Raw genomic sequence first — 26,246 nt, forward strand, 5'->3', positions numbered from 1 at the left:
AGCCATTATCCGGCATAGCTCAGTTGGTAGTAGCGCATGACTGTTAATCATGATGTCGTAGGTTCGAGTCCTACTGCCGGAGTCATATAGAACTTTGAAGCGTTGAGAGGTCAGCGCTTTTTGTTTGAAAAAACTAAAGCGAAAAGCGGCACGAAAAAATTATCCTTATGCTAAGTTTAGTTGAAATTTTTAAATTTTAGTGTGTGTTAGATCTCTTGCCACAGTTCTATCGCCTTTATTTTGTCGTAACATGAGTTAGCAGGTGGAACATGCTTAGAGTTTTTGTGGAACTTATGATCAATGATTAAAATAAAGATTTGAGGTATTCTTATGCTATAATAGTTGTAAGATTTTTACAGAGGTTATGGTGTATTGAGCATTATTGAAAAAGCGCCAGCTAAGATTAATCTTGGTTTGGATATTGTTGGCAAGTTGGAAGATGGGTATCATGAGTTGTCAATGATTATGGTTAGTGTCGATTTAAATGATTATGTGACACTTTCAGAGATTGAAGGTTCTGATATTATTGTTGAATCCAATAATTACAGGATGCCTTTAAATGATAAGAATGATGTTTTCAAAGCAGCGCAATTGGTTAGGGAGCGTTTTTCAATTAAGAAGGGATTATTGATTTCATTAGATAAGTCAATTCCTATTTGTGCTGGTTTAGGTGGTGGCTCAACGGATGCTGCTGCTGTTATTCGAGGGTTGAATCAGCTTTGGCAGTTGAATTTGACGAATGAAGAGATGTTTACGATTGGATTTGAAGTCGGTACAGATGTTCCCTATTGTATTGAGGGGGGCTGTGCTCATGTTTCTGGTCGTGGAGAAGTAGTGAGACCTCTAGAGGAGACTATTTCTTCTTGGGTGGTTTTGGTTAAGCCGGATTTTGGAATTTCAACGCGAACGGTTTTTCGTGATGTGGATTGTCAGACAATTTCGAGAGTTGATATTCAGGCTTTGGAGAGAGCTATTTTGTCTAAAAATTATGGTGATATGATTGAGTATATGGGAAATTCTTTGGAAGATGTGACGATTGCTAGGAAACCGCTGATTCAAAAAATTAAAGATAGGATGCTGAAGTGTGGTGCCGACGTTGCTCTGATGACCGGTAGTGGTCCGACTGTTTTTGCGCTTTGTAATACAGAGAAAAAAGCTGACCGTGTGGTTAATAGTATGAAAGGATTTTGCAAGGAGGTCTATAAGGTGAGGACCTTGTAGGTGAGGCTGTTGTTCAACCCAGCTACCAATTATCGAAATTTATAAATGAAGAAGTGATTATTTGCTTCTTCTTTTTCTTCATGGTATAATTAACTGGTTAATGAATAGAGGTGTTTTTATGGCGGATTTAGCAAAAAAAGTTGATCATTTGGTTAGTGAGATTTTATTGAAGGCGGAGAATCAGCATGAGCTTTTGTTTGGGGATTGTCAGAGTGGGGTTAATTTGACCAATACACAGGAGCATATTTTGATGCTATTGTCGCAGGAGCGTTTAACCAACTCGGAGTTGGCCAAGCAGTTGAATGTGAGCCAGGCTGCTGTGACGAAGGCGGTGAAGGGTCTTATTGCCCAGGATTTGTTGGTGTCTGTCAAGGATACTAAGGATGCTCGGATTTCTTATTTCGATTTGTCTGATTTAGCTAAGCCGATTGCTGACGAACACTTGCATCATCATCATGCAACTTTAGGTGTCTATGATGACTTGGTTGAGCAATTTTCGACAGAAGATCAAGCTGTCATTGATCACTTTTTGGAAGTATTTATCAATCGTTTAGAAAGGTAGTTATGAGATATATTACAGTATCAGATTTAGCTTTCCAATATGATAATGAGCCTGTTTTGGAAAATATTAATTATCATTTGGATAGCGGGGAGTTTGTGACCCTTACGGGGGAGAATGGCGCAGCTAAATCAACACTTTTGAAGGCAACCTTAGGGATTTTAACGCCTAAGGTGGGAACCGTCACTATTTCTAAAAAGAATACAGATGGCAAAAAGTTACGGATTGCTTACTTGCCTCAACAGATTGCTAGTTTTAATGCGGGTTTTCCTTCGACGGTTTATGAGTTTGTGAAGTCGGGGCGCTATCCTCGAAAGGGCTGGTTCCGTCGATTGAACAAGCATGATGAGGAACACATTAAGGCTAGCCTAGAATCAGTTGGCATGTGGGAAAATCGTCACAAGCGTATTGGCAGCTTGTCAGGTGGGCAAAAGCAACGGGCGGTCATTGCGCGTATGTTTGCTTCGGATCCAGATATCTTTGTTTTGGATGAACCAACGACAGGTATGGATGCTGGAACAACGGAGACCTTTTATAAATTGATGCATCATAATGCGCATGAGCATGGCAAAGCTGTTTTGATGATTACGCATGACCCTGATGAAGTGAAAGGTTATGCGGATCGTAATATTCATTTGGTTCGTAATCAGGAATTGCCTTGGCGTTGTTTCAATGTCCACGCAAATGAACAGGAAGGAGAAACTGATGCTGACTGATATGCTTTCTTATGATTTTCTGCAACGTGCCTTGCTGTCAGTGATTGCCATTAGTGTTTTTGCACCGATTTTAGGAATTTTCTTGATTTTACGTCGTCAGAGTTTGATGAGCGACACATTGAGTCACGTCTCTTTGGCTGGGGTTGCTATGGGGATTGTTCTTGGGATGAATACGACCCTTTCAACCTTGCTAATTGTTGTGGTAGCTGCTGTGATTTTGGAATATTTGCAGACTGTTTACAAGCATTATATGGAAATTTCAACAGCCATCCTCATGTCGTTTGGTCTGGCAGTTTCCTTGATTGTCATGAGTAAGTCGAGCAATGCAGGTAGTGTCAGCCTAGAGCAATATCTTTTTGGGTCTATCATTACTATTAGCATGGGGCAGGTGATTGCTCTATTTGCCATTGCTGTGACAGTCTTCATTTTGACTTTACTCTTCATTCGTCCTATGTATATTTTGACCTTTGATGAGGATACGGCATTCGTAGATGGGCTTCCTGTACGTTTGATGTCAATTTTGTTTAATATTGTGACTGGGATAGCGATTGCCCTCACCATTCCCGCAGCGGGAGCTCTGCTGGTTTCTACTATCATGGTTTTACCAGCAAGTATCGCCATGCGTTTAGGGAAAAATTTCACTTCCGTTATTTTTATCGGTATCATCATCGGATTTGTTGGTATGGTCGCAGGTATTTTCCTTTCTTACTATTGGGAAACACCGGCTAGCGCTACAATTACCATGATTTTTATCAGCATTTTCCTACTGGTTAGCTTGGGTGGAATGCTGCGCAGAAAATTAGCCTAGAGCGACTATTTTAAAAGTTTAGTTAAAATAAGAAAATGCGCGGACAGTTAATTGTTCGTGCGTTTTTTAGCTAGATAATTGCAATAAAAAAACGAGCCGAAGCTCGCTTGTTACTAGTAAGTCAAGACGAAATATTTTTTCTTCCCGCGACGGATAACGGTTAGCTCGTTTTCCAATTTATCTTGGTCTGAAAGGTTGTAGTCTAGGTTTTGGATGCGTTCGCCGTTGATGTAGATGGCACCATTTTGGACGTCTTCGCGTGCTTGACGTTTTGAATTGACAACGCCGGCGGTAACTAGGATATCAACGATATTAAGGTTATCGTCAGCCTTGACATCGTAGTTTGGCACACCGCGGAGACCTTGCTTAAGTTCTTTAACTGAGAGGCCTTTGATGTTACCTGTAAAGAGTTGCTCTGTGATGTTAAGGGCTTCTTTGTAGGCTTCTTCACCGTGAACAAGAGTCACAACTTCGCGTGCCAATGTTTTTTGTGCCAAACGTTCATGTGGCGCAGCTTCAAATTGAACACGGATGTCTTCGATTTCTTCCAAAGTAAGGAAAGTAAAGATTTTCAAGAAACGAACAGCGTCAGCATCCATGACGTTGAGCCAGAATTGGTACATTTCGTATGGTGATGTTTTATCAGCGTCGAGCCAAACAGCATTTCCTTCAGATTTACCGAATTTTTTACCAGTTGAGTCTGTGATAAGTGGCACTGTCATCACGTGTCCAGTTTTATCAGCTTTGCGACGAAGCAATTCAGTACCAGCTGTCATATTGCCCCATTGGTCTGAACCACCGATTTGGAGAGTAACACCGTGCTTGTCATTGAGTTCGTAGAAGTCATAGCCTTGCATGATTTGGTAGGCAAATTCTGTGTATGAAATCCCTGTTTCAATACGTTTTTTAACTGATTCTTTACTCATCATGGCATTGACAGTAAAGTATTTACCAACATCACGAAGGAAATCGATGAAGCTGATGCTACCGAACCAGTCATAGTTGTTGACCATGACAGCCCTGTTGTCACCATTTTCAAAATCAAGGAAACGTGATAGTTGACCTTGGATTTTAGTGACCCAACCTTCAACGGTTTCTTTGGTTTGAAGGCTGCGCTCAGCATCCTTAAATGATGGGTCTCCAATAAGACCAGTGGCACCGCCCACAAGTGCATAAGGTTTGTGCCCTGCCATTTGCAAACGACGTGATGTCAAGATGGCTACCAAGTGCCCAAGGTGGAGGCTGTCAGCGGTTGGATCGTAACCTGTATAATAAGAAACAGAACCCTCTTCGAGCGCTTTTCGGAGTGCTTCTTCGTCCGTTGTCTGGAAGACAAGGCCACGTTCTTTGAGTTCGTCAAAAATGTTCATCCGTTTTCTCCTATAATAATTGTGTATCACTACAAACTATAGCAAAACTCTTTGAGATATGCAAGTCTAATAAAGTTTGTTATAATAGAAAACGAGGTATTGTTGATGGTTAAGAAAACTAGAAAAAAAGGGAAACGAGAGAAGCAGGCTGTTAACCTGTCTGAAGTTGGTTCCATCTTTTTACGAATTATGAAGTTGATGTCTGACTTCTTTTATATTATTTTACTATTATTTGGAATGTTGGGAATTGGTCTGGCTTTTGGGTATTTAGCCAGTCAGATTGATTCTGTTAAGGTTCCGAGTAAGGCTAGCTTGGTTAGTCAGGTGAGTTCTGTTAGTCGGATTTCGAGTTTGACTTATTCAGACGGTTCACAGATTTCTGAGGTTGATAGTGATTTGCTTAGGACACCAGTAGCAAGTAATGAGATTTCTGATAATATCAAGAAGGCGATTATTGCGACTGAAGATGAGAACTTCAACAGTCATAATGGGGTTGTGCCCAAGGCTATCTTTAGGGCGACAGCTGGGTCTTTACTTGGTCTTGGCGAGAGCTCTGGTGGGTCAACCTTGACCCAACAGTTATTGAAACAACAGGTTCTAGGAGATGACCCGTCCTTCAAGCGTAAATCTAAGGAAATTATCTATGCTTTGGCTTTGGAGCGTTATTCTGACAAGGACAGCATTTTGACCAACTACCTGAATGTGTCACCGTTCGGTCGTAATAATAAGGGTCAAAATATTGCTGGGGTTGAAGAGGCTTCGCAAGGAATTTTTGGTGTATCTGCTAAGGATTTGACGATTCCACAGGCTGCCTTCATCGCAGGTCTTCCTCAAAGTCCAATTGTTTATTCACCTTACACGGCAGATGGTCAATTAAAATCAGATGACGGTCTTTCTTACGGTTTAGCCCGCCAGCAAAATGTTTTGTACAATATGTACCGCACGGGTGTTCTGACCAAGAAAGAATATGAGTCTTATAAAGCTTACAATATTAAGAAAGATTTTATTGCATCAGAAACGGTTGAAACGACTGAGCATGATTATCTTTACTACTCTGTTTTGAGTGAGGCTAAGGATATCATGTATGATTACCTGGTTAAAAAAGATGGTGTCTCTGAGCAGGATTTGAAGAATGATGAGACCAAGTCAGCCTACAAGACTCGTGCATCCGAAGAGTTACAGCAGGGTGGTTACATAGTTAAAACAACGATTAACAAGTCAATTTACAATGCCATGCAGAATGCCGTTGCTCAATATGGCAATTTGTTGGATGATGGGACGGGAACTGTTCAGGTTGGTAATGTTTTGACAGATAATGCTACGGGTGCCATCTTAGGCTTCATTGGTGGGCGAAATTATTCAGCCAACCAGAATAACCATGCTTTTGACACGCAACGGTCGCCAGGGTCAAGTATTAAGCCAATTTTGCCTTACGGTATTGCTATTGACCAGGGGCTTCTTGGTAGCGCCAGCGTCTTGTCCAACTACCCAACAACCTACTCAAGTGGTGAGAAAATCATGCACGGCAATGACGAAGGAACGACTATGATTGACTTGCAAGAGGCTTTGAATACGTCTTGGAATATTCCGGCTTATTGGACTTATAAGCTTTTGCAGGATAAGGATGTTGATGTCAAATCCTACATGGATAAGATGAACTATAGTATTTCGGACTACAATATTGAGAGTCTTCCGCTTGGTGGTGGTATTGAGGTTTCTGTCGGTCAACAAACTAATCTTTACCAAATGATTGCTAATAATGGTGTTTATCACGAGCAGTATATGGTTGAGAGTATCACGGATAGTAGTGGCAAGGTCATTTATCAGCATAAGGATAATGGTGTTCGCGTCTTTTCTAAAGCGACAGCTACTATTCTTCAAGAACTGCTTCGTGGACCGATTTCATCTGGTAAGACGACGACTTTTAAATCACGTTTGCAAAGCCTTAATAGTGGTCTGGCAAATGCTGATTGGATTGGTAAGACCGGGACAACCAACTCGACATCTGATGTTTGGTTGATGTTGGCAACGCCTAAGGTAACTTTGGGTGGTTGGGCTGGTCACGATGACAATAGCTCGCTGTCAAGTTTAGCTGGCTATAATAATAATGCGAATTACATGGCTAATTTGGTTAATGCCATCAACAGCGCAGATGGTAGCGTCTTTGGAACTGGTAGCAAATTTAGTCTTGATTCTAGCGTCATCAAGTCAACGGTTTTGAAATCAACTGGCTTACAGGCTGGTGTTGTTTCTGTCAACGGACGTAATATTACGGTCGGTGGTGAGACGACAACAAGTAACTGGGCTAAGAACGGTGCAGGAACGATGACTTACAAATTTGCTATCGGTGGTACCGATAGTGATTATCAAAAGGCTTGGTCAAAACTTGGTGGAAACTAAGACGACAGGTCGACTGATTAAGGATTGAACGTCACTGTTCAGTCCTTTTTCTTATGCTGATTTTCTGGATTCGCTTTCAAAGTAAGATGGCTAAGACGCTTGGTTTAAAAGGGTTAAAAAGCAATGAATGCGACCAGAAAAATTTGCTTTTTTTCTTAAAATAGGTTATAATATTGTTAACTATTTGTCGTCTGTTCTAGCTGAAATATTGTCCAGCTGGGGCTTACAGCAGTTAAATCAACCTGATAAAGTGAGATTTAGCTGCTCTTTTTGTGCCTAATTTTGAGAAAAATGGGGTTTGTAACCTAGATTTAAACTTTCTGAAAATTATTGGTTTCAAGGCGATAAGAAGAGTATTTTTCTAGATATTCGATGTAACTAGACTGCAACTAGACGTTGTGGCTGCTGTATTTTAATAAAAGGAGCTAAAAACTTGGCAGGACATGAAGTTCAGTACGGAAAACACCGTACACGTCGTAGCTTTTCAAGAATCAAAGAAGTTCTTGATTTACCAAATTTGATTGAAATTCAAACTGACTCATTCCAAGATTTCCTAGATTCTGGTTTGAAAGAAGTATTTGAAGATGTACTTCCAATTTCAAACTTTACAGATACTATGGACCTTGAGTTTGTTGGTTACGAATTGAAAGAACCAAAATACACTTTGGAAGAAGCTCGTATCCACGATGCCAGCTACTCAGCACCAATTTTTGTAACCTTCCGTTTGGTTAACAAGGAGACTGGTGAAATCAAAACTCAAGAAGTTTTCTTCGGTGATTTCCCAATCATGACTGAAATGGGTACATTCATCATCAATGGTGGTGAACGTATTATCGTTTCTCAGTTGGTTCGTTCTCCTGGTGTTTATTTCAACGATAAAGTTGATAAAAACGGTAAAGTTGGTTACGGTTCAACTGTAATTCCTAACCGTGGAGCTTGGCTTGAATTAGAAACAGATTCAAAAGACATTGCTTACACGCGTATTGACCGTACACGTAAAATTCCATTTACAACACTTGTACGTGCACTTGGTTTCTCAGGTGATGATGAAATCATGGATATCTTTGGTGACAGCGAGCTCGTTCGTAATACTATTGAAAAAGATATTCACAAAAATCCAGCAGATTCACGTACTGACGAAGCACTTAAAGAAATTTACGAACGCCTTCGTCCAGGTGAACCAAAAACTGCTGACAGCTCACGTAGCTTGCTTGTAGCTCGCTTCTTTGACCCACGTCGTTATGACTTGGCAGCTGTTGGCCGTTACAAAATCAACAAAAAACTTAACCTTAAAACACGTCTTTTAGGTCAAACCATTGCTGAAAACTTGGTTGATGGTGAAACAGGTGAAATCCTTGTTGAAGCTGGAACTGAGATGACACGTGATGTCATTGATTCAATTGCTGAATACATTGACGGTGACCTTAACAAATTTGTTTACACACCAAATGACTACGCGGTAGTAACAGAACCTGTTGTACTGCAAAAATTCAAAGTGGTTGCACCAAATGATCCAGACCGTGTTGTGACTATTGTTGGTAATGCAAATCCAGATGATAAAGTACGTGCTCTTACACCAGCTGATATCTTGGCAGAAATGTCATACTTCCTTAACCTTGCTGAAGGTATTGGTAAGATAGATGATATTGACCACTTGGGTAACCGCCGTATCCGTGCCGTTGGTGAATTGCTTGCCAACCAATTCCGTATTGGTCTTGCTCGTATGGAACGTAACGTTCGTGAGCGTATGTCTGTTCAAGACAACGAAGTCTTGACACCACAACAAATCATCAACATTCGTCCAGTAACAGCAGCGGTTAAAGAGTTCTTCGGTTCTTCTCAATTGTCACAGTTCATGGACCAACACAATCCGCTTTCTGAATTGTCTCACAAACGCCGTTTGTCAGCCTTAGGACCTGGTGGTTTGACACGTGACCGTGCTGGATATGAAGTTCGTGACGTGCACTACACTCACTATGGCCGTATGTGTCCGATTGAAACACCTGAAGGACCTAACATCGGTTTGATCAATAACTTGTCTTCTTACGGACACCTTAACAAATATGGATTCATCCAAACACCATACCGCAAGGTTGACCGTACAACAGGTGTGGTTACCAATGAAATCCAATGGTTGACAGCCGATGAAGAAGATGAATTTACAGTAGCGCAAGCGAATTCTAAACTTAACGAAGATAACACATTTGCTGAAGAAATCGTTATGGGTCGTCACCAAGGTAATAACCAAGAATTCCCTGCAAGTATCGTTGACTATGTTGACGTTTCTCCAAAACAGGTAGTTGCCGTTGCGACAGCATGTATTCCTTTCTTGGAAAACGATGACTCCAACCGTGCCCTTATGGGTGCCAACATGCAACGTCAGGCTGTGCCATTGATTGATCCACATGCACCATTTGTTGGTACTGGTATGGAGTATCAAGCTGCCCACGATTCAGGTGCCGCTGTCATCGCTAAACATGATGGACGCGTTGTCTTCTCAGACGCTTCTAAAGTTGAAGTTCGTCGCGAAGATGGTTCACTTGATGTTTATCATATCACTAAATTCCGTCGTTCAAACTCAGGTACAGCCTACAACCAACGTACATTGGTTAAAGTTGGTGACCTTGTTGAAAAAGGGGACTTTATCGCAGATGGTCCTTCAATGGACGGTGGTGAAATGGCCCTTGGTCAAAACCCAATCGTCGCTTACATGACTTGGGAAGGTTACAACTTCGAGGATGCCGTTATCATGTCTGAACGTCTGGTGAAAGAAGATGTTTACACATCAGTTCACTTGGAAGAATTTGAATCAGAAACTCGAGATACAAAGCTTGGGCCTGAAGAAATTACCCGTGAAATTCCAAACGTTGGTGAAGATGCGCTTAAAGACCTTGACGAAATGGGTATTATCCGTATCGGTGCTGAGGTTAAAGAAGGCGATATTCTTGTTGGTAAAGTGACACCTAAAGGTGAAAAAGACCTTACTGCTGAAGAACGTCTCTTGCACGCTATCTTTGGTGATAAATCGCGTGAAGTCCGCGATACATCATTGCGCGTGCCACACGGTGGTGACGGTATTGTCCGCGACGTGAAAATCTTCACTCGTGCTAATGGTGATGAGTTGCAATCAGGTGTTAACATGCTGGTTCGTGTTTACATCGCACAAAAACGTAAAATTAAAGTCGGAGATAAGATGGCCGGTCGTCACGGAAACAAAGGGGTTGTTTCTCGTATCGTTCCTGTTGAAGACATGCCTTACCTTCCAGACGGAACTCCAGTTGATATCATGTTGAACCCACTTGGGGTGCCATCACGTATGAACATCGGACAAGTTATGGAACTCCACCTTGGTATGGCTGCTCGCAACTTGGGTATCCACATCGCGACACCAGTCTTTGATGGTGCTTCATCTCAAGACCTTTGGGATACTGTTCAAGAGGCAGGTATGGATTCTGATGCCAAAACAATCCTTTATGATGGTCGTACTGGTGAACCATTCGATAACCGTGTGTCAGTTGGTGTTATGTACATGATCAAACTTCACCACATGGTTGATGATAAACTTCATGCCCGTTCAGTCGGTCCTTACTCAACCATTACCCAACAGCCACTTGGTGGTAAAGCACAATTTGGTGGACAACGTTTCGGGGAAATGGAAGTTTGGGCTCTCGAAGCTTACGGTGCGTCAAATGTTCTTCAAGAAATCTTGACTTACAAGTCAGATGATGTGACTGGTCGTCTTAAAGCTTATGAAGCTATCACTAAAGGTAAGCCAATTCCAAAACCAGGTGTTCCAGAATCATTCCGCGTTCTTGTTAAAGAATTGCAATCACTTGGTCTTGACATGCGTGTCCTTGATGAGGATGACAATGAAGTAGAACTTCGTGATCTTGATGAAGGTGAAGATGATGACGTGATGCACGTTGATGATCTTGAAAAAGCGCGTGAAAAAGAAAAGGCTGCAGCTGCTGCGACAGAAGCTGAAGTTACTGAAGAAGAAAAATAAGCTAGGTCAGCGTAAGCTATTGACTTAGACTGATAAAAAGATACTAGTCCCCGAGGCAAGCCTCCTTGGGGTAGCTGGTGTCCTGCTAAAACGAAGAAAGGTAAAACTAGTGGTTGACGTAAATCGTTTTAAAAGTATGCAAATCACATTAGCCTCACCAAGTAAGGTCCGCTCATGGTCTTATGGTGAAGTTAAAAAACCTGAAACAATCAACTACCGTACATTGAAACCAGAACGTGAAGGGCTCTTTGATGAAGTTATCTTTGGTCCTACAAAAGACTGGGAATGTGCTTGTGGTAAATACAAACGTATCCGTTATAAAGGTATCGTCTGTGACCGTTGTGGTGTTGAAGTAACTCGTGCTAGAGTTCGTCGTGAACGTATGGGTCACATCGAATTGAAAGCACCAGTATCACATATCTGGTACTTCAAAGGTATCCCATCTCGTATGGGTCTTGCTTTAGACATGAGCCCGCGTGCTCTTGAAGAGGTTATCTACTTCGCAGCTTACGTGGTTATTGACCCAATGGATACACCGCTTGAGCCAAAATCACTCTTGACTGAGCGTGAATACCGTGAAAAACTTCAAGAATATGGTTATGGTTCATTCGTTGCTAAAATGGGTGCTGAAGCTATTCAAGACCTCTTGAAGCAAGTTGACCTTGATAAAGAAATTGCAGAGCTTAAAGAAGAACTTAAATCTGCAACAGGTCAAAAACGTGTCAAAGCTGTTCGTCGTTTGGATATTTTAGATGCCTTTAAGAAATCAGGAAATAAACCTGAATGGATGGTATTAAATATCTTGCCAGTTATTCCACCGGATCTTCGTCCAATGTTGCAATTGGATGGTGGACGCTTTGCAACATCAGATTTGAACGATCTCTACCGTCGTGTTATTAACCGTAACAATCGTTTGGCACGTTTGCTTGAACTCAACGCTCCAGGTATCATCGTGCAAAATGAAAAACGGATGTTGCAAGAAGCCGTTGATGCTCTTATTGATAATGGCCGTCGTGGTCGTCCAATTACAGGACCAGGTAGCCGTCCGCTTAAATCCCTCAGCCAAATGCTGAAAGGGAAACAAGGTCGTTTCCGTCAAAACTTGCTGGGTAAACGTGTTGACTTCTCAGGACGTTCCGTTATCGCCGTTGGTCCAACGCTTAAAATGTATCAATGTGGTGTGCCACGTGAAATGGCCATCGAACTCTTCAAACCATTTGTAATGCGTGAAATTGTTGCCAAAGATCTTGCTGGTAACGTTAAAGCTGCTAAACGTATGGTTGAACGTGGAGATGAACGCATTTGGGATATTCTTGAAGAAGTTATCAAAGAACACCCAGTCCTTCTTAACCGCGCACCGACTCTTCACCGTTTGGGTATCCAAGCTTTTGAACCAGTTCTTATCGATGGTAAGGCACTTCGTCTTCACCCACTTGCTTGTGAAGCCTACAATGCCGACTTCGATGGGGACCAAATGGCCATCCACGTACCACTTTCTGAAGAAGCACAAGCAGAAGCTCGTCTTCTTATGCTTGCGGCTGAACACATTCTTAACCCTAAAGATGGTAAGCCAGTCGTAACGCCTTCTCAGGATATGGTTCTTGGTAATTACTACCTTACAATGGAAGATGCTGGTCGCGAAGGCGAAGGCATGGTCTTTAAAGATAAAGACGAAGCTGTTATGGCTTACCGCAATGGTTACGTTCACTTGCACACACGTGTTGGTATCGCTGTTGACTCAATGCCAAATAAACCTTGGACAGATGAGCAAAAACATAAAATCATGGTAACAACTGTTGGTAAGATTCTTTTCAACGACATCATGCCAGCTGACCTACCATATTTGATAGAACCAAGTAACAGCAACTTGACTGAAAAAACACCTGATAAATATTTCTTGGAACCAGGACAAAATATCCAAGAAGTTATCGATGGTTTGGAAATCAACATCCCATTCAAGAAGAAAAATCTTGGTAACATCATTGCTGAAACCTTCAAACGTTTCCGCACAACTGAAACATCAGCCTTCCTTGACCGCTTGAAAGATCTTGGTTACTACCACTCAACACTTGCTGGTTTGACAGTGGGTATCGCCGATATCCCAGTTATCGATAACAAACAAGAAATTATCGATGCAGCTCACCATAAAGTTGAGGAAATTAACAAAGCCTTCCGTCGTGGTTTGGTAACTGATGATGACCGTTATATCGCGGTTACAACAACTTGGCGTGAAGCTAAGGAAGAACTTGAAAAACGTCTGATTGAAACACAAGATTCTAAGAACCCTATCGTTATGATGATGGACTCAGGAGCTCGTGGTAACATCTCTAACTTCTCTCAACTTGCCGGTATGCGTGGATTGATGGCCGCTCCGAATGGTAAAATCATGGAATTGCCTATCCTTTCTAACTTCCGTGAAGGTTTGAGCGTTTTGGAAATGTTCTTCTCAACTCACGGTGCTCGTAAAGGTATGACCGATACGGCCCTTAAGACAGCCGATTCAGGTTACCTTACTCGTCGTTTGGTTGACGTTGCCCAAGACGTTATCATCCGTGAAGATGACTGTGGAACTGACCGTGGTTTGACAATTAGCGCTATTACATCTGGTAAAGAAGTGACTGAAACACTGGAAGAACGTCTTGCTGGTCGTTACACTAAGAAATCAGTTAAACACCCTGAAACTGGTGAGGTTCTTGTTGGTCCTGACACATTGATTACTGAAGACATGGCTGCTACAATTGTTAAAGCTGGTGTTGAAGAAGTAACTATCCGTTCAGTATTTACATGTAACACTCGTCACGGTGTCTGCCGTCACTGTTATGGTATCAACTTGGCAACTGGTGATGCTGTTGAAGTTGGTGAAGCAGTTGGTACAATCGCTGCACAATCTATCGGTGAGCCTGGTACTCAGCTTACAATGCGTACCTTCCACACGGGTGGTGTGGCCTCAAATACCGATATCACTCAAGGTTTGCCTCGTATCCAAGAAATCTTTGAAGCACGTAACCCTAAAGGGGAAGCCGTTATCACTGAAATTAAAGGTGAAGTGGTTGCTATCGAAGAAGACGCCTCAACTCGTACTAAGAAAGTCTTTGTTAAGGGACAAACTGGTGAAGGTGAATACGTGGTACCATTCACAGCTCGTATGACTGTTGAAGTTGGTGACCAAGTTCACCGTGGACAAGCTCTTACTGAAGGGTCAATCCAACCTAAACGTCTTCTTGAAGTCCGTGATACCTTGTCAGTGGAAACTTACCTTCTTGCTGAGGTACAAAAAGTTTACCGTAGCCAAGGGGTAGAAATCGGTGACAAACACGTCGAAGTTATGGTTCGCCAAATGCTTCGTAAAGTACGTGTTATGGATCCAGGTGATACTGACCTTCTTCCAGGTACACTTATGGATATTTCAGACTTCACAGATGCCAACAAAGATATCGTTATCGCTGGTGGTATTCCTGCAACAAGTCGTCCTGTTCTTATGGGTATTACTAAAGCTTCCCTTGAAACAAATTCATTCTTGTCTGCTGCATCATTCCAAGAAACAACTCGTGTTCTTACAGATGCTGCAATTCGTGGTAAGAAAGATCACCTTCTTGGTCTTAAAGAAAATGTTATCATCGGTAAGATCATCCCAGCTGGTACTGGTATGGCTCGCTACCGTAACATTGAACCACTTGCAGTCAATGAAGTTGAAATTGTTGAAGAAGCTCCTGCAACAGCAGAAGTTGAAGAAACTGTATCAACAGACGCAGAATAATATGAAAAAGAGATTGAGCCTTGCTCAGTCTCTTTTTGTATTTTTAGCGTTAGCTATTTATAATTATTCTTAATAAGCATATGTTTTCTAAAAACTGGGAAATTATTCTATAATAGTATTCTAAGGAAGAGAAATATATGTATCAAGTAATAAAAATGTATGGAGATTGGGAGCCTTGGTGGTTCCTTGAAGATTGGGAAGATGACATCACTGAAATGTTTGAGTTTGATGACTTTGAAGAAGCGTTGCACTATTTTCAAAAGGAATGGGATATTGAGCGAAATAGTTTGCCGTGTTTTCAGAGTAAGGCCAATTTATTAGCGACTTTTTGGGATCCCAAGGATCAACGCTGGTGTGAAGAATGTGATGAGGATTTGCAGCAATACCATTCCATTTTATTGTTGAAGGATGGGGAAGAATTGCCTAAGGAATACCATTTACCAGCTTTTAATCAGAAAAATAAGATTCCAGAGATGCCATCATCTTGTAGTTTGAATTTAAAAATGTGACAGAAACTTTTCTAAAAAGAGAAAGTTTCTTTTTTATTGCGAATAAATAAAGTGAGGAGGTTGACATGGTTCAAAATCTAGCAAAAGAAATAATTAAAGACGCGGTGGAGCTCAATGCTCAGGATATTTACATGATTCCTAAGGGTGATCATTACGAGCTTTACATGCGTGTTGGTGATGAAAGGCGGTTTGTGGATGTTTATGACTTTGATTGCATGGCTAGCCTTATTAGTCACTTTAAGTTCGTTGCAGGGATGAATGTGGGTGAGAAGCGACGGAGCCAGCTTGGTTCTTGCGACTATAGTTTTGCAGAAGGAGAGGAGGTATCGCTTCGTCTTTCTAGCGTTGGTGATTATCGCGGTCAGGAGTCCTTGGTTGTGCGTCTGCTCTACTCGGAGCGACATGATTTGACTTATTGGTTCAATGGCATGCATAATCTCAAGGAAGCACTTGGTGGAAGGGGACTATACCTTTTTTCCGGCCCAGTAGGGAGTGGCAAGACCACTCTCATGTATCAATTGGTAGCGCAAGCTTTTCCCGACAAACAAATCATCACTATCGAAGACCCTGTCGAGATTAAGCAGGACAATATGCTGCAGTTACAGCTCAATGAGAGCATCGACATGACTTATGATAGCTTGATTAAATTATCGCTGCGCCATCGTCCTGATATTCTGATTATTGGGGAGATTCGGGATGTAGCGACGGCTCGGGCAGTCATTCGGGCCAGTCTTACGGGGGCCATGGTTTTCTCGACCATTCATGCCAAGTCCATTCCTGGAGTTTATGCTAGACTTCTAGAGCTTGGTGTGAGTCAGCAGGAGTTGGACAATAGCTTGCGCTTGATTGCTTATCAACGTTTGATTGGGGGAGGAGGTGTCATTGACTTTGAAACTCACCATTTCCAAAACCACCAGCCGATAGACTGGAACGAGAAAATGGACCGCTTGGCTGACCAAGGATATATCACTTGGAAGCAAGCGCTCACCGAAAAAATTGCCCTTTAAGAAACGACGTAAGGTCATTCAGCTCTTTAATAATCTCTTTGCTAGCGGCTTTACGCTGACAGAGATAATTCCTTTCTTGAAACGGAGTCAGTTATTAGAAGATAATTACACTGACCAGATGACTGAGACTTTACTTGCTGGTAAGGGCCTGCCCGAAATGTTGACGGTACTTGGTTTTTCTGATGCCGTAGCGACCCAGCTAGCATTGGCTGATATTCACGGTAACACGGCAAAAAGTCTGGTAAAGATTGAGTCTTATTTGGGTAATATGTTGACAGTTCGTAAGAAATTAGTTGAGGTGGCGACTTATCCGCTGATTCTCTTGACCTTCTTGGTTTTGATTATGCTGGGGCTCAAAAATTATCTCATTCCGCAGTTGGAGCAGGGAAATCTTGCGACCCAGCTGATTGCCAATTTTCCAGCTATTTTCTTAGGTGGTTTTGCAGGTCTTTGTATGCTTGGGCTTGGGCTGTACTTATGGTCTCGGCGTCTGTCCCGCATCAGACTCTTTACTGGACTAGCTAAGCTACCACTTGTCGGCAAGTTCGTGCAACTCTATTTGACCGCCTACTATGCGCGTGAGTGGGGCAATCTTTTGGGTCAGGGCATTGAGCTGGCGCATATTGTCGACCTCATGCAGGGGCAAAAGTCCAAGCTGTTTCGAGAGATTGGCGCTGATATGGAAGCCAGTTTACTTGCAGGTCGTGCCTTTCACCAGAAGGTTTTGGACTATCCTTTCTTCTTACGAGAGCTGAGCTTGATGATTGAATACGGTGAGGTGAAGGCAAAACTCGGTGCAGAATTAGAAATCTATGCTGAGGAAGCCTGGGAACAATTTTTTAGTCGCTTAAGCAAGGCGACACAAGTCATCCAGCCTATGATTTTTATCTTGGTCGCGCTGGTGATTGTCATGATTTACGCAGCAATGCTCTTGCCTATGTATCAAAATATGGAGGTATTTTAAATGAAAAATGTATTGAAAAAATGGAAAGCGAAAACTGTCAAAGGCTTTACTTTGATTGAAATGTTGGTTGTTCTGGTAATTATCTCGGTCTTGATGCTTCTGTTTGTGCCGAACTTGGCTAAGCAAAAAGAGAGCGTCACTAAGACAGGAAACGCTGCGGTGGTTAAGGTAGTTGAGAACCAGGCGGAGCTATTTGAATTGAACAATAATAAAAAAGCCACTTTAAGAACTCTTCAGAATGACGGTTACATCACAGATAAGCAGGCTAAGGCATTCAATGACTATTACGCTAAGAACGCTGACGCAGCACGAAATGTTGAAAATTAAGGCTTTCACGGTTCTGGAAAGCTTGGTTACATTGACCATCGTTTCATTTCTGACAATCAGCCTATCTGGTTCGGTCAATCAGATTTTCAGTCGCGTGCAGGAAAGCCTCTTCTTTCTCTCCTTTGAAAATCTCTACCGAGACACCCAAAAGTTATCGGCGATTAAACAAGAAGATTCAGAGCTGTGGCTGACGGGTCGGACTATTCGTTCTACTTCGGGGCAGCTGACCTTACCTGAGACTGTTGAGCTGACGACGCCAATGATACTCACGTTTGACCAGGCAGGTGGCAATTCGTCGCTTAAGAAACTCATTTTCCAGACCCCAGACAAGGAGGTGCGCTATCAACTTTATCTCGGAAATGGCAACTTTAAAAAAACGGAAACTAGCCGGCTACATTCTCCTTGAGAGCTTGGTAGCGCTCAGTATTTTGGTCGCCATCAGCAGCTTAGTCCTAACCGAAATTCAGAACCAGCGTAGCTATTTTGCCCATAAAAACCATGAACAGGAGGTTTTGCAGCTGGCGACAATGGCGGTTCAGACAGGTCAAAAAGAACTGGCCCTCAACGGTATCGAGGTGACAGTCACTCAAAGTCCAACCGAGCTGTCCGTACAAGCTGACGGAAAGGAGCTCATCCATGTCCGCAAAAATTAAAGCCTTCACGCTCTTAGAATGCTTGGTTTCCTTGCTGGTGATTTCAGGTGCTGTCTTAGTCTATCAAGGCTTAACAAAGTCAGTAGTATCAGAACTCCGCTATTTATCACGGTCTAGTCAACGAGATTGGTCACTGTTTGTCCAGCAATTGAGCAAAGAATTTGAGGGAGCGAGCTTAGTCAAAGTGGACAGTCAGAAAATCTATCTCAAAAAGGGCAATAAAGACCTGGCTTTTGGCTTGTCCAAGTCTGATGATTTTCGTAAAACGCATAGCGATGGTCGTGGTTATCAGCCTATGATTTATGGCTTGGATGAGGTTGCCATCAGCCAGACGGGTGCTGTGATTAGGCTTGATTTTCATTTCAAAGACGATTTTGAAAGGACTTTTGTCTATGCTTTTGAAGAAAAAGGTTAAGGGAGGGATTCTACTCTACGCTCTCCTTATGTCAGCTATTTTCGCCTTAGTTTTACAATTTTATTTGGGGCGCGTGGTCGCCATGGAGCGTCAGCAGTCAGCGCAGCTATTGTCCACAAAGGCTTACCTAATGGCTCAGATGACCAAGCAAGTGGCGGACAAGTCAGAAGGAAAAGTTAGCTTTGAGCAGGGGCAGGCGACCTATGAGGCTAAGGGCGGGGTCATGACAGTTAATGTGCTTTTGAAAAATGGGCAGAGCTTCTCATATGATTTTAATGTCAAGTCTGATGAAGGTCTTTCAGAGAAGAAGGTTGAGGAGACTGCTAAGCAGGAAGAAACAGATAGTTCTCAAGCTCCAAAGTTGCCATCGTCAACTCAAGATGATATGCTAGGCTCAACAAATTAAAATGAGGTGACTTATGGGATTACTATGGTCTATGATTGTTGGTGCTATCATCGGTGCTATTGCGGGGGCTATTACAGATAAGGGTCAGTCGATGGGTTGCTTTACTCGGATTGCTGCAGGTTTGATTGGGTCATCGGTTGGTCAAAGTCTCTTTGGCTACTGGGGTCCAAGTTTGGCTGGCATGGCGCTCTTTCCATCTATCTTAGGAGCAGTGATTGTCATTGCGGTGGTTTCTTTCTTCTTTGGAGACCGTTAGGTAGCCGTTTAGAGAGTTTTTGAAAAATAGCAGAGCTGTTTTGACCAGCTCTCTTTCTTTATACCTTCATTTTTGATATGATAGGTTGCGGAGGAAATCATGAATTTTGAAAACATTGAAGCAGCCTATGAGCTGATTTTAGAAAATATCCAGACGATTGAAAATCAATTGAAAACCCATATTTATGACGCTATGATTGAGCAAAACTCTTTCTATCTTGGTGCCGAAGGGGCAGAAGACTTGGTGCAGGCTAACAATGATAAATTGCGCCAGCTTAATTTGACCAAGGAAGAATGGCGTCGTGCCTTTCAATTTATTTTTATCAAGGCTGCGCAGACAGAGAGCTTGCAAGCCAATCACCAATTCACACCAGATAGCATCGGCTTTATTCTGATGTTCTTGATGGAGGAATTAACAGATGGGCAAAAACTTGATATTCTTGAAATTGGGAGCGGAACGGGAAATCTAGCGCAGACCCTACTCAATAATTCTTCTAAAGAATTGGATTATATGGGCATTGAAGTGGACGACCTTTTGATTGATTTGTCGGCTTCTATCGCAGAGGTGATGGGTTCATCTGCGCAATTCGTTCAAGAAGATGCGGTGCGCCCTCAGATTCTCAAAGAGAGTGATGTCATTATCAGCGACCTACCTGTCGGTTATTATCCCAATGATGAGATTGCCAAACGTTACCAAGTGGCAAGCGACACCGAGCATACCTATGCCCACCATCTCTTGATGGAGCAATCGCTTAAGTACCTTAAGAAAAATGGGATTGCCATTTTTCTAGCGCCAGCTAATTTGCTGACAAGCCCACAGAGTGACCTTTTGAAAACTTGGCTTAAAGGTTACGCGGATATCATTGCGGTCATCACGCTTCCTGAGACGATTTTTGGTAGTCCAGCAAATGCTAAGTCCATTTTTGTTTTGCAAAAACAGGCGGAGCAGACACCAGAAACCTTTGTCTATCCCTTGGTGGATTTGCAAAGTCGTGAGAACATGGCAGATTTTATTGAAAATTTTCAAGAATGGCAAGGTAGAGCGTAGCAATTTACTTTTGAATGTGTTAGAATAAGTAAGTGAAAACGCTTTACGAGAGGTAATAAAATGTCAAAAACAATATCAATAAATGCAGGTTCTTCAAGTTTGAAATGGCAATTGTATCAAATGCCAGAAGAAAAAGTCATTGCTAAAGGTCTGATTGAACGCATCGGTCTTGAAAACGGTATTTCTACCGTTAAATTCAATGGCGAATCTGAACAAATCACGACAGATATTCCTGACCATACTATCGCTGTTAAGATGCTTTTAGATGACTTGATTCACTTGAATATTATCGCTAGCTATGACGAAATCACAGGTGTTGGTCACCGTGTGGTTGCTGGTGGTGAGTACTTTAAAGAATCAGCGCTTGTTGATGAGAAAGTCATTGAACAAGTTGAGGAATTGTCTTTGTTAGCACCTCTTCACAATCCAGGTGCAGCGCTCGGTATCCGTGCTTTTAAAGAATTGTTGCCAGAAATTACAAGTGTTGTTGTTTTTGACACTGCTTTCCACACAAGCATGCCCGAAGTAGCTTACCGCTATCCAATCGCTAACCGCTACTATGAAGATTATAAAGTTCGTAAATACGGTGCTCACGGCACAAGCCACCAGTACGTTGCCCAAGAAGCAGCTAAAGTGCTTGGTCGTCCAATCGAAGAGCTCAAATTGATTACTTGCCACATTGGTAATGGTGCCTCAATCACTGCCGTTAAAGGTGGCAAATCAGTTGACACCTCAATGGGCTTGACACCACTTGGTGGGGTGATGATGGGAACACGTTCTGGAGACCTTGACCCGGCTATCATTCCATTCTTAATTGACCGCGAACCAGAATTGGCTGACGCTGAAAAAATTCGTAACGTCTTCAACCGCGAATCAGGTTTACTTGGTATTTCTGAAAAATCAAGTGACATGCGTGACATCATTGAAGGTAAGAAAGCTGGCGAAGCCAAAGCTAGCCTTGCTTATGACATGTACATTGACCGTTTGAAAAAATACATTGGTCAATATGTTGCTGTTTTGAATGGTGTTGATGGTATTGTCTTCACAGCAGGTATCGGTGAAAATTCAGATATTGTTCGTCGTGATGTGATTGAAGGCTTGTCATGGTTTGGTATGGACGTTGACCCAGAAAAGAATGTTTTTGGAGCAAATGGCATCATCTCAACAGACGGCGCTAAGGTGAAAGTCATGGTTATCCCAACAGATGAAGAATTGGTGATTGCCCGTGACGTGGAACGCTTCAAAAATGCTAACTAAGTTATCAATATTATAATGATAAGACCAGAAAAGTTGGTGGAGAAATCCATCAGCTTTTTTGTTTTTAGATTGGGTTAAAATAAAATTTAAATTAGCAATGGAATCAATGAGATTTCAAGAAACTATCCACTGGATAATTTCTTCTTGCGTCCACACTATTTAAGAAAATATCAATCAGAAAGTTTATAAAAAATGTAAAATATACTTGACATAAAATGTAAAGCAGACTATACTATAAGTATAAAGTTAACTGTACAAAAAGAAGGAGGCGGAGAATGGAAACAAAGATTCAGGAACTGCGAAAGTCGCAAAAGCTGAGTCAGGCTGACTTAGCGGATGCACTTGGAGTGACCCGACAGACCATTATTTCGCTGGAAAAAGGTCGCTACACGGCATCGCTGGAATTGGCTTTTAAGATTGCAAGGTACTTTGGAAAGAGTATCGAAGAGATTTTTATTTATAAGGAGGAAGAGTAAAATGCTAAAAGAATTGTTTTCAATCAACGGTAAGATGTCTAAAGCCAACTATAAGAAATATCTTTGGACAGTATCAACTATTTTTATTACAATTGGCTTGATTCTATTGATACTACCATTTTTTGTAGTAACTGGTGGTAAGTCTGACTTTGATGCTGGTCTATCTTTAGGAGCGGGTATTGCTTTGATATTGATTAGTCTCTACTTCATTTGGTTGCCAACTAATGAAAAACTCTTTAATCGTTATTACATCAGCGTTTTTGATGAACGCACAAAATTTGTGACAAATTTAACCTGCAAGATTTTGATTGCCCTTCTTTTGATTGGAACCTTCATTCTGTGGGTGCTCTACCTAGTTGCAGGCGTGACTTTTACTTACAGTGGTCTCTTAACAGTTTTCTTTTATCTTGTAGCTTACGGGTTTATCATTCTCCGTTGGCTCTTAATGAAGCTCATTTAGAAAGGTTTTTATATGAAGTTAATCCTCGAAAAACTTAAAATCATCGGCTTACTATTAACTATGCTAGTATTGGATCAGCTTGTTGTAACGGTCGCAGCTCTCATGTCCAAACAGCATGCGCTCGCTACCGGCTGGGCAGTGGCTCTCTTTTTAGCACAGATCTTGGCGACTGCCCTCTTTCTCGTCTACGCTAAGCGCAAGCAATTGCTGCGCGGAAAAGTCTTCTGGTCAGGGCGCACCATCAAGATAGCCCTACTTGCTTGGTTAGCCATGCGCCTGCCAATGTATGCAGGGAGCGCCATCATGGCTCTGGAAGGAGTTAAAAATACAGCCAATCAGGCTGCGCTAGCAAGCTTGATGACGCGGCTGCCTCTGGCACTCATGGGACTTTTCACTGTTATCAGCGCCCCCATCACGGAAGAAATCATGTTTCGTCACGTCATCTCCAAAGAACTTTTCAAGAGTCATCAGAAAATCGGCTTTGTCATCGGAGTGCTTCTCTTTGCCCTCTTACACGGACCCTCTGACCTTGGAAGCTTCGTTGTTTACGCGGGAACGGGTGCTATTCTGGCTTACGTTTACTACAAAACGGAGTGTTTGGAATATTCAATCGTAACACATGCTTTGAACAATGGATTGAGTTTTCTCATGATGATGCTTCTACCTTTGTTAACATAGAAAAAACAGCTTTGAGCGTGTGCTCAGAGCTGTTTTGCTTTTTCAATTGTCGCATCGATTGATGAAATCACGCTGGCGGTTAGACCAGTCTTTTCAAGGTCCAGAAGTCCAGCGATGGTAGTGCCGCCAGGGCTGCAGATTTTATCGATGAGATCGTGCGGTGTATCGCTACCCTCAATGAGATTTTGGCTTGATGCCATGACGGTTTGGGCGACAATGGCTAGCGCTTGGTCTTTAGGAAGACCATATTTGACACCGGCCTTGGCTAGCGCCTCGATAAAGAGGTAGATGTAGGCAGGACTTGAACCCGCTAGGGCGGTAAAGGTGTCAAAGTCCTTTTCTGCAATCACGAAGGCAGTTCCGAATGACTCAACAATCGCTTTAGCTTCCGTGAATAAGTCGTCAGAGACGTGTTCGTTGGCACAGATGGCTGTGCTGCTTTTGAGGATTTGTGCATTGATGTTTGGCATGATACGGATAAGGGGAAGGTCTTGTTTACTCATACTTGCTAAGCGCTCAAGTGTAATCCCAGCTGCCATAGACAGGATAGGCTTGTCGATGCTTAGCGGAGCCAGCACTTTTTCAAACATCTGAGGTTTAATACCTAAAATAACAAGGTCAACAGAGTCAATCAAATCCTGATGAGATTGAGCGTAAGCGACCTCAAGTTGCTCCGCTATTTCCTTAGAGCGAGCAAGGGAAGAGCCTGAGATGATGACTTCGTGGTCAGTGGTTTTGAGCCCTTGGATGATAGCGCTAGCCATTTTGCCAACGCCGATGATACCGATTTTCATATCTGCCTCTTTCTAGTAGCCTTTGATGAGGTCTACGGTTGAGCGGTCTAGCTTTTTGACGATGGCTTGCAAGAAGGCTTGCGCTTGAAGAAAATCGTCCATGGCGTAGAGGGTTTGGTGAGAGTGGATGTAGCGGGCACAGACGCCGATAGTTGTTGATGGGATACCGCCGTTTTTGAGGTGGGCAGCGCCTGCATCGGTTCCGCCTTTAGCAGCGTAGTATTGGTACTTGATGCCGGCTTCTTCGGCGGTTGTGAGAAGGAAGTCACGCATGTCTTTGAGCATGATATGACCTGGGTCGTAGAAGCGGATGAGGGTTCCGTCACCAACCTTACCTTGGTTACCGTAAACATCGCCAGCAGGTGAGCAGTCAACAGCTAGGAAGATTTCTGGGTCAAATTTGGTTGTTGAGACATGAGCTCCGCGGAGACCAACTTCCTCTTGAACATTGGCACCAGCGATGAGAGTGTTTGGTAGTGGTGTATCTTTAGTGTCTTCTAGGAGTTCTTTAACCATAAGGACGCCGTAACGGTTGTCCCAAGCTTTAGAGATAACATTTTTCTGGTTGGCAGTGAGGATGGTTTCTGATTTTGGTACAATGATGTCGCCTGGGGCGATACCAAAGTTTTCAGCTTCTGCTTTATCGGCAAAGCCACCGTCAAAAACAATATCTTCCACTTTTGGCAAAGAAGCTCCGCCATTGCTTCCGCGAAGGAAGTGAGGAGGAACAGAGCCAGAGATAACTGGAATAGCTTGACCTGCGCGTGTGTAAAGAGTGAAGCGTTGCGAGCTAACAACGAGCGGATTCCAACCACCGATACCGACCACGCGGAAAGTACCGTCAGGTTTGATCTCGCTAACCATGAAGCCGACCTCATCCATGTGGGCAGCCACCATGATACGAGGAGCATTGGCGTCTGCATTGTCACGGATACCGAAGATACCCCCGAGACCGTCAGTTTCCACCCGGTCAACAAGGGGCGTAATTTCCCTACGAAGGTGGTCGCGAACACTATGTTCGTAACCAGCAATACCGTCAAGCTCAGTTACAATTTTGATTTTATCGAATAATGTTGTCATGATTTACCTCGATTCTATGCCTACTATTTTAGCACAAATTATAATATAGGTCATTAAAAACCTTGTTATATCAACGTTTTATGACTTAGTCTTATAATGTAAAATGAAGTAGTAGTCAGGTATTGATTTTGTTATAATAAGAATTGCCCCTTTTGGATAGGAAGGGGGTGAAGTACACAATGATGACAATCTTCACAGTTTTTGTTGCACCTTTGCCAGTGGCTATCCTCACAGCATTGTTTGAGTATTGGCTTAACTCACGTAACAAGTAACCCATTGGGTAGCTAGTATAGCTAAAAGCCAAAAAGAAAACCCTCAACGTTGCGACCGTTGGGGGCTTTTTTGTTGTACACGAGTTACAACAATCTTCACTATTACATTTAATATAACTCTAACTACTAGGTGAAGTCAAATAATTTATAAGGAAGTTAGGGTTATTATTTTGTCATAAATTATGGTAAAATAAAGGCTATGAAATACAAAAAGACCTTGATTGGTGCTGGTTTTGTCGGGCTTGGTCTCTTGGCAGGGGCTAGCTATGTGCTCAAGCAAAAGCGTGATGACTTCAAGCGCCAGCAATTGACTCGAAACATCAGAGATTATTTTAGCCAGATGGGTCCTATCCAGGTGCTTTACATCAACAGCTACGAGTCAGATGAGACCACGACGACTGGTGGGGTGGTTTTGGAAAATGGCAGAGCTTTTGAGTTTGTTTACCATGACGGCACTATTGATTATATGGAGGATAAGCGATGATTGAACCAAAATCTTATGAAGAAATTGCATCTTATATTGAAAAAGATGAGAAAGTTGTCTTCTTTTTCACGGCTGACTGGTGTCCAGATTGTCAATTTATCTACTCAGCTATGCCAGACATCGAAGCTGAAAATCCAGACTTTACCTTTGTCCGCATCAACCGTGACGACTACATGGAAGTCGCTCAAAAATGGAATATCTTCGGCATCCCAAGCTTTGTTGTCGTCCAAAATGGCAAAGAACTCGGACGCCTTGTCAACAAACTCAGAAAAACCAAAGCTGAAATCAACGACTTTTTGAAGAGTATTGGGTAAATCATTTTAC

26 protein-coding genes and 1 tRNA gene are annotated in these 26,246 nt (G+C 42.5%); 24 read left to right on the top strand and 3 right to left on the bottom strand.

Annotated features, from left to right (window positions below; translation table 11 throughout):
- The first annotated feature begins 8 nt into the window (after positions 1-8).
- From IYQ92_RS06710 to IYQ92_RS06730, 5 genes are all read left to right on the top strand, one after another.
- Positions 9-82 (top strand) — tRNA-Asn (locus IYQ92_RS06710).
- A gap of 290 nt (positions 83-372) precedes the next feature.
- Complete coding sequence (gene ispE / locus IYQ92_RS06715; protein WP_195675956.1) at positions 373-1,221, top strand: 4-(cytidine 5'-diphospho)-2-C-methyl-D-erythritol kinase; 849 nt, start codon at positions 373-375, stop codon at positions 1,219-1,221.
- Between the two features lie 118 nt (positions 1,222-1,339).
- Positions 1,340-1,783 carry a zinc-dependent MarR family transcriptional regulator gene (locus tag IYQ92_RS06720; protein WP_195675957.1) on the top strand — a complete coding sequence of 148 codons (444 nt, stop codon included), beginning with the start codon at positions 1,340-1,342 and terminating at the stop codon, positions 1,781-1,783.
- Positions 1,784-1,785: 2 nt separating this feature from the next.
- On the top strand, positions 1,786-2,496 hold the full coding sequence (locus tag IYQ92_RS06725; protein WP_195675958.1) for a metal ABC transporter ATP-binding protein: 711 nt from the start codon (positions 1,786-1,788) through the stop codon (positions 2,494-2,496).
- A complete protein-coding gene (locus tag IYQ92_RS06730) occupies positions 2,486-3,304 on the top strand; it encodes a metal ABC transporter permease (RefSeq protein WP_195675959.1) in 819 nt (272 codons plus the stop codon). The genes IYQ92_RS06725 and IYQ92_RS06730 overlap by 11 nt, the downstream gene beginning before the upstream one ends.
- Before the next feature lie 113 nt (positions 3,305-3,417).
- Here IYQ92_RS06730 and tyrS read toward each other — a convergent pair whose 3' ends face one another.
- Positions 3,418-4,674, bottom strand: coding sequence for a tyrosine--tRNA ligase (gene tyrS, locus IYQ92_RS06735; protein WP_195675960.1), 1,257 nt, complete (start codon positions 4,672-4,674; stop codon positions 3,418-3,420).
- A 105-nt stretch (positions 4,675-4,779) separates the two neighbouring features.
- Here tyrS and pbp1b point away from each other — a divergent pair, with 105 nt between their 5' ends.
- The 17 genes from pbp1b (at position 4,780) to IYQ92_RS06820 (ending at position 23,292) form a co-directional block, all read left to right on the top strand.
- Positions 4,780-7,074: a penicillin-binding protein PBP1B gene (pbp1b, locus tag IYQ92_RS06740; RefSeq protein ID WP_195675961.1), complete on the top strand. Its 2,295-nt coding sequence runs from the start codon at positions 4,780-4,782 to the stop codon at positions 7,072-7,074.
- A gap of 433 nt (positions 7,075-7,507) precedes the next feature.
- Entirely contained in the window at positions 7,508-11,080 is a 3,573-nt protein-coding gene (gene rpoB, locus IYQ92_RS06745; RefSeq protein WP_195675962.1) for a DNA-directed RNA polymerase subunit beta, read from the top strand.
- A gap of 109 nt (positions 11,081-11,189) precedes the next feature.
- A complete protein-coding gene (rpoC, locus tag IYQ92_RS06750) occupies positions 11,190-14,837 on the top strand; it encodes a DNA-directed RNA polymerase subunit beta' (protein ID WP_195675963.1) in 3,648 nt (1,215 codons plus the stop codon).
- A gap of 137 nt (positions 14,838-14,974) precedes the next feature.
- Positions 14,975-15,346: a DUF1033 family protein gene (locus IYQ92_RS06755; RefSeq protein ID WP_195675964.1), complete on the top strand. Its 372-nt coding sequence runs from the start codon at positions 14,975-14,977 to the stop codon at positions 15,344-15,346.
- A gap of 65 nt (positions 15,347-15,411) precedes the next feature.
- On the top strand, positions 15,412-16,353 hold the full coding sequence (gene comGA / locus IYQ92_RS06760) for a competence type IV pilus ATPase ComGA (protein ID WP_195675965.1): 942 nt from the start codon (positions 15,412-15,414) through the stop codon (positions 16,351-16,353).
- Positions 16,298-17,317, top strand: coding sequence for a competence type IV pilus assembly protein ComGB (gene comGB / locus IYQ92_RS06765; RefSeq protein WP_324253068.1), 1,020 nt, complete (start codon positions 16,298-16,300; stop codon positions 17,315-17,317). The genes comGA and comGB overlap by 56 nt, the downstream gene beginning before the upstream one ends.
- The gene (gene comGC / locus IYQ92_RS06770) at positions 17,318-17,644 is read left to right on the top strand and encodes a competence type IV pilus major pilin ComGC (RefSeq protein ID WP_195675967.1); all 327 of its coding nucleotides are present in this window, start codon (positions 17,318-17,320) and stop codon (positions 17,642-17,644) included. It abuts the gene before it with no gap.
- Positions 17,631-18,050 carry a competence type IV pilus minor pilin ComGD gene (gene comGD, locus IYQ92_RS06775; RefSeq protein ID WP_195676013.1) on the top strand — a complete coding sequence of 140 codons (420 nt, stop codon included), beginning with the start codon at positions 17,631-17,633 and terminating at the stop codon, positions 18,048-18,050. The genes comGC and comGD overlap by 14 nt, the downstream gene beginning before the upstream one ends.
- Positions 18,004-18,297: a competence type IV pilus minor pilin ComGE gene (gene comGE / locus IYQ92_RS06780; RefSeq protein WP_195675968.1), complete on the top strand. Its 294-nt coding sequence runs from the start codon at positions 18,004-18,006 to the stop codon at positions 18,295-18,297. Before comGD ends, comGE begins: the two co-directional genes overlap by 47 nt.
- Positions 18,281-18,712 carry a competence type IV pilus minor pilin ComGF gene (gene comGF / locus IYQ92_RS06785; protein ID WP_195675969.1) on the top strand — a complete coding sequence of 144 codons (432 nt, stop codon included), beginning with the start codon at positions 18,281-18,283 and terminating at the stop codon, positions 18,710-18,712. Before comGE ends, comGF begins: the two co-directional genes overlap by 17 nt.
- Positions 18,690-19,118, top strand: coding sequence for a competence type IV pilus minor pilin ComGG (comGG, locus tag IYQ92_RS06790; RefSeq protein ID WP_195675970.1), 429 nt, complete (start codon positions 18,690-18,692; stop codon positions 19,116-19,118). Before comGF ends, comGG begins: the two co-directional genes overlap by 23 nt.
- A 13-nt stretch (positions 19,119-19,131) precedes the next feature.
- Positions 19,132-19,374 (top strand): GlsB/YeaQ/YmgE family stress response membrane protein, encoded by a 243-nt coding sequence (locus IYQ92_RS06795; RefSeq protein ID WP_195675971.1) that lies wholly within the window; start codon positions 19,132-19,134, stop codon positions 19,372-19,374.
- A gap of 99 nt (positions 19,375-19,473) precedes the next feature.
- Positions 19,474-20,421 carry a class I SAM-dependent methyltransferase gene (locus IYQ92_RS06800; RefSeq protein ID WP_195675972.1) on the top strand — a complete coding sequence of 316 codons (948 nt, stop codon included), beginning with the start codon at positions 19,474-19,476 and terminating at the stop codon, positions 20,419-20,421.
- 60 nt (positions 20,422-20,481) lie between these two features.
- A complete protein-coding gene (locus IYQ92_RS06805; RefSeq protein WP_195675973.1) occupies positions 20,482-21,678 on the top strand; it encodes an acetate kinase in 1,197 nt (398 codons plus the stop codon).
- 275 nt (positions 21,679-21,953) lie between these two features.
- Positions 21,954-22,154, top strand: a complete 201-nt coding sequence (locus IYQ92_RS06810) for a helix-turn-helix transcriptional regulator (RefSeq protein ID WP_195675974.1) — start codon at positions 21,954-21,956, stop codon at positions 22,152-22,154.
- Between the two features lies 1 nt (position 22,155).
- The gene (locus IYQ92_RS06815) at positions 22,156-22,614 is read left to right on the top strand and encodes a hypothetical protein (RefSeq protein ID WP_195675975.1); all 459 of its coding nucleotides are present in this window, start codon (positions 22,156-22,158) and stop codon (positions 22,612-22,614) included.
- 12 nt (positions 22,615-22,626) lie between these two features.
- A complete protein-coding gene (locus IYQ92_RS06820; protein WP_195675976.1) occupies positions 22,627-23,292 on the top strand; it encodes a CPBP family intramembrane glutamic endopeptidase in 666 nt (221 codons plus the stop codon).
- Positions 23,293-23,315: 23 nt separating this feature from the next.
- On the opposite strand, the gene proC is transcribed toward IYQ92_RS06820, so the two are convergent.
- Positions 23,316-24,086: a pyrroline-5-carboxylate reductase gene (gene proC, locus IYQ92_RS06825; RefSeq protein ID WP_195675977.1), complete on the bottom strand. Its 771-nt coding sequence runs from the start codon at positions 24,084-24,086 to the stop codon at positions 23,316-23,318.
- 12 nt (positions 24,087-24,098) lie between these two features.
- A complete protein-coding gene (gene pepA, locus IYQ92_RS06830; RefSeq protein WP_195675978.1) occupies positions 24,099-25,166 on the bottom strand; it encodes a glutamyl aminopeptidase in 1,068 nt (355 codons plus the stop codon).
- Positions 25,167-25,637: 471 nt separating this feature from the next.
- On the opposite strand from pepA, the gene IYQ92_RS06835 reads away from it, so the two are divergent.
- Together IYQ92_RS06835 and IYQ92_RS06840 are read left to right on the top strand one after the other, a co-directional pair.
- The gene (locus tag IYQ92_RS06835; RefSeq protein WP_195675979.1) at positions 25,638-25,922 is read left to right on the top strand and encodes a DUF4651 domain-containing protein; all 285 of its coding nucleotides are present in this window, start codon (positions 25,638-25,640) and stop codon (positions 25,920-25,922) included.
- Positions 25,919-26,236, top strand: coding sequence for a thioredoxin family protein (locus IYQ92_RS06840; protein WP_195675980.1), 318 nt, complete (start codon positions 25,919-25,921; stop codon positions 26,234-26,236). Before IYQ92_RS06835 ends, IYQ92_RS06840 begins: the two co-directional genes overlap by 4 nt.
- The last annotated feature ends 10 nt before the right edge of the window (positions 26,237-26,246 follow it).

It is taken from the genome of Streptococcus sp. HF-1907, assembly GCF_015594605.1.
GTDB lineage: Bacteria > Bacillota > Bacilli > Lactobacillales > Streptococcaceae > Streptococcus.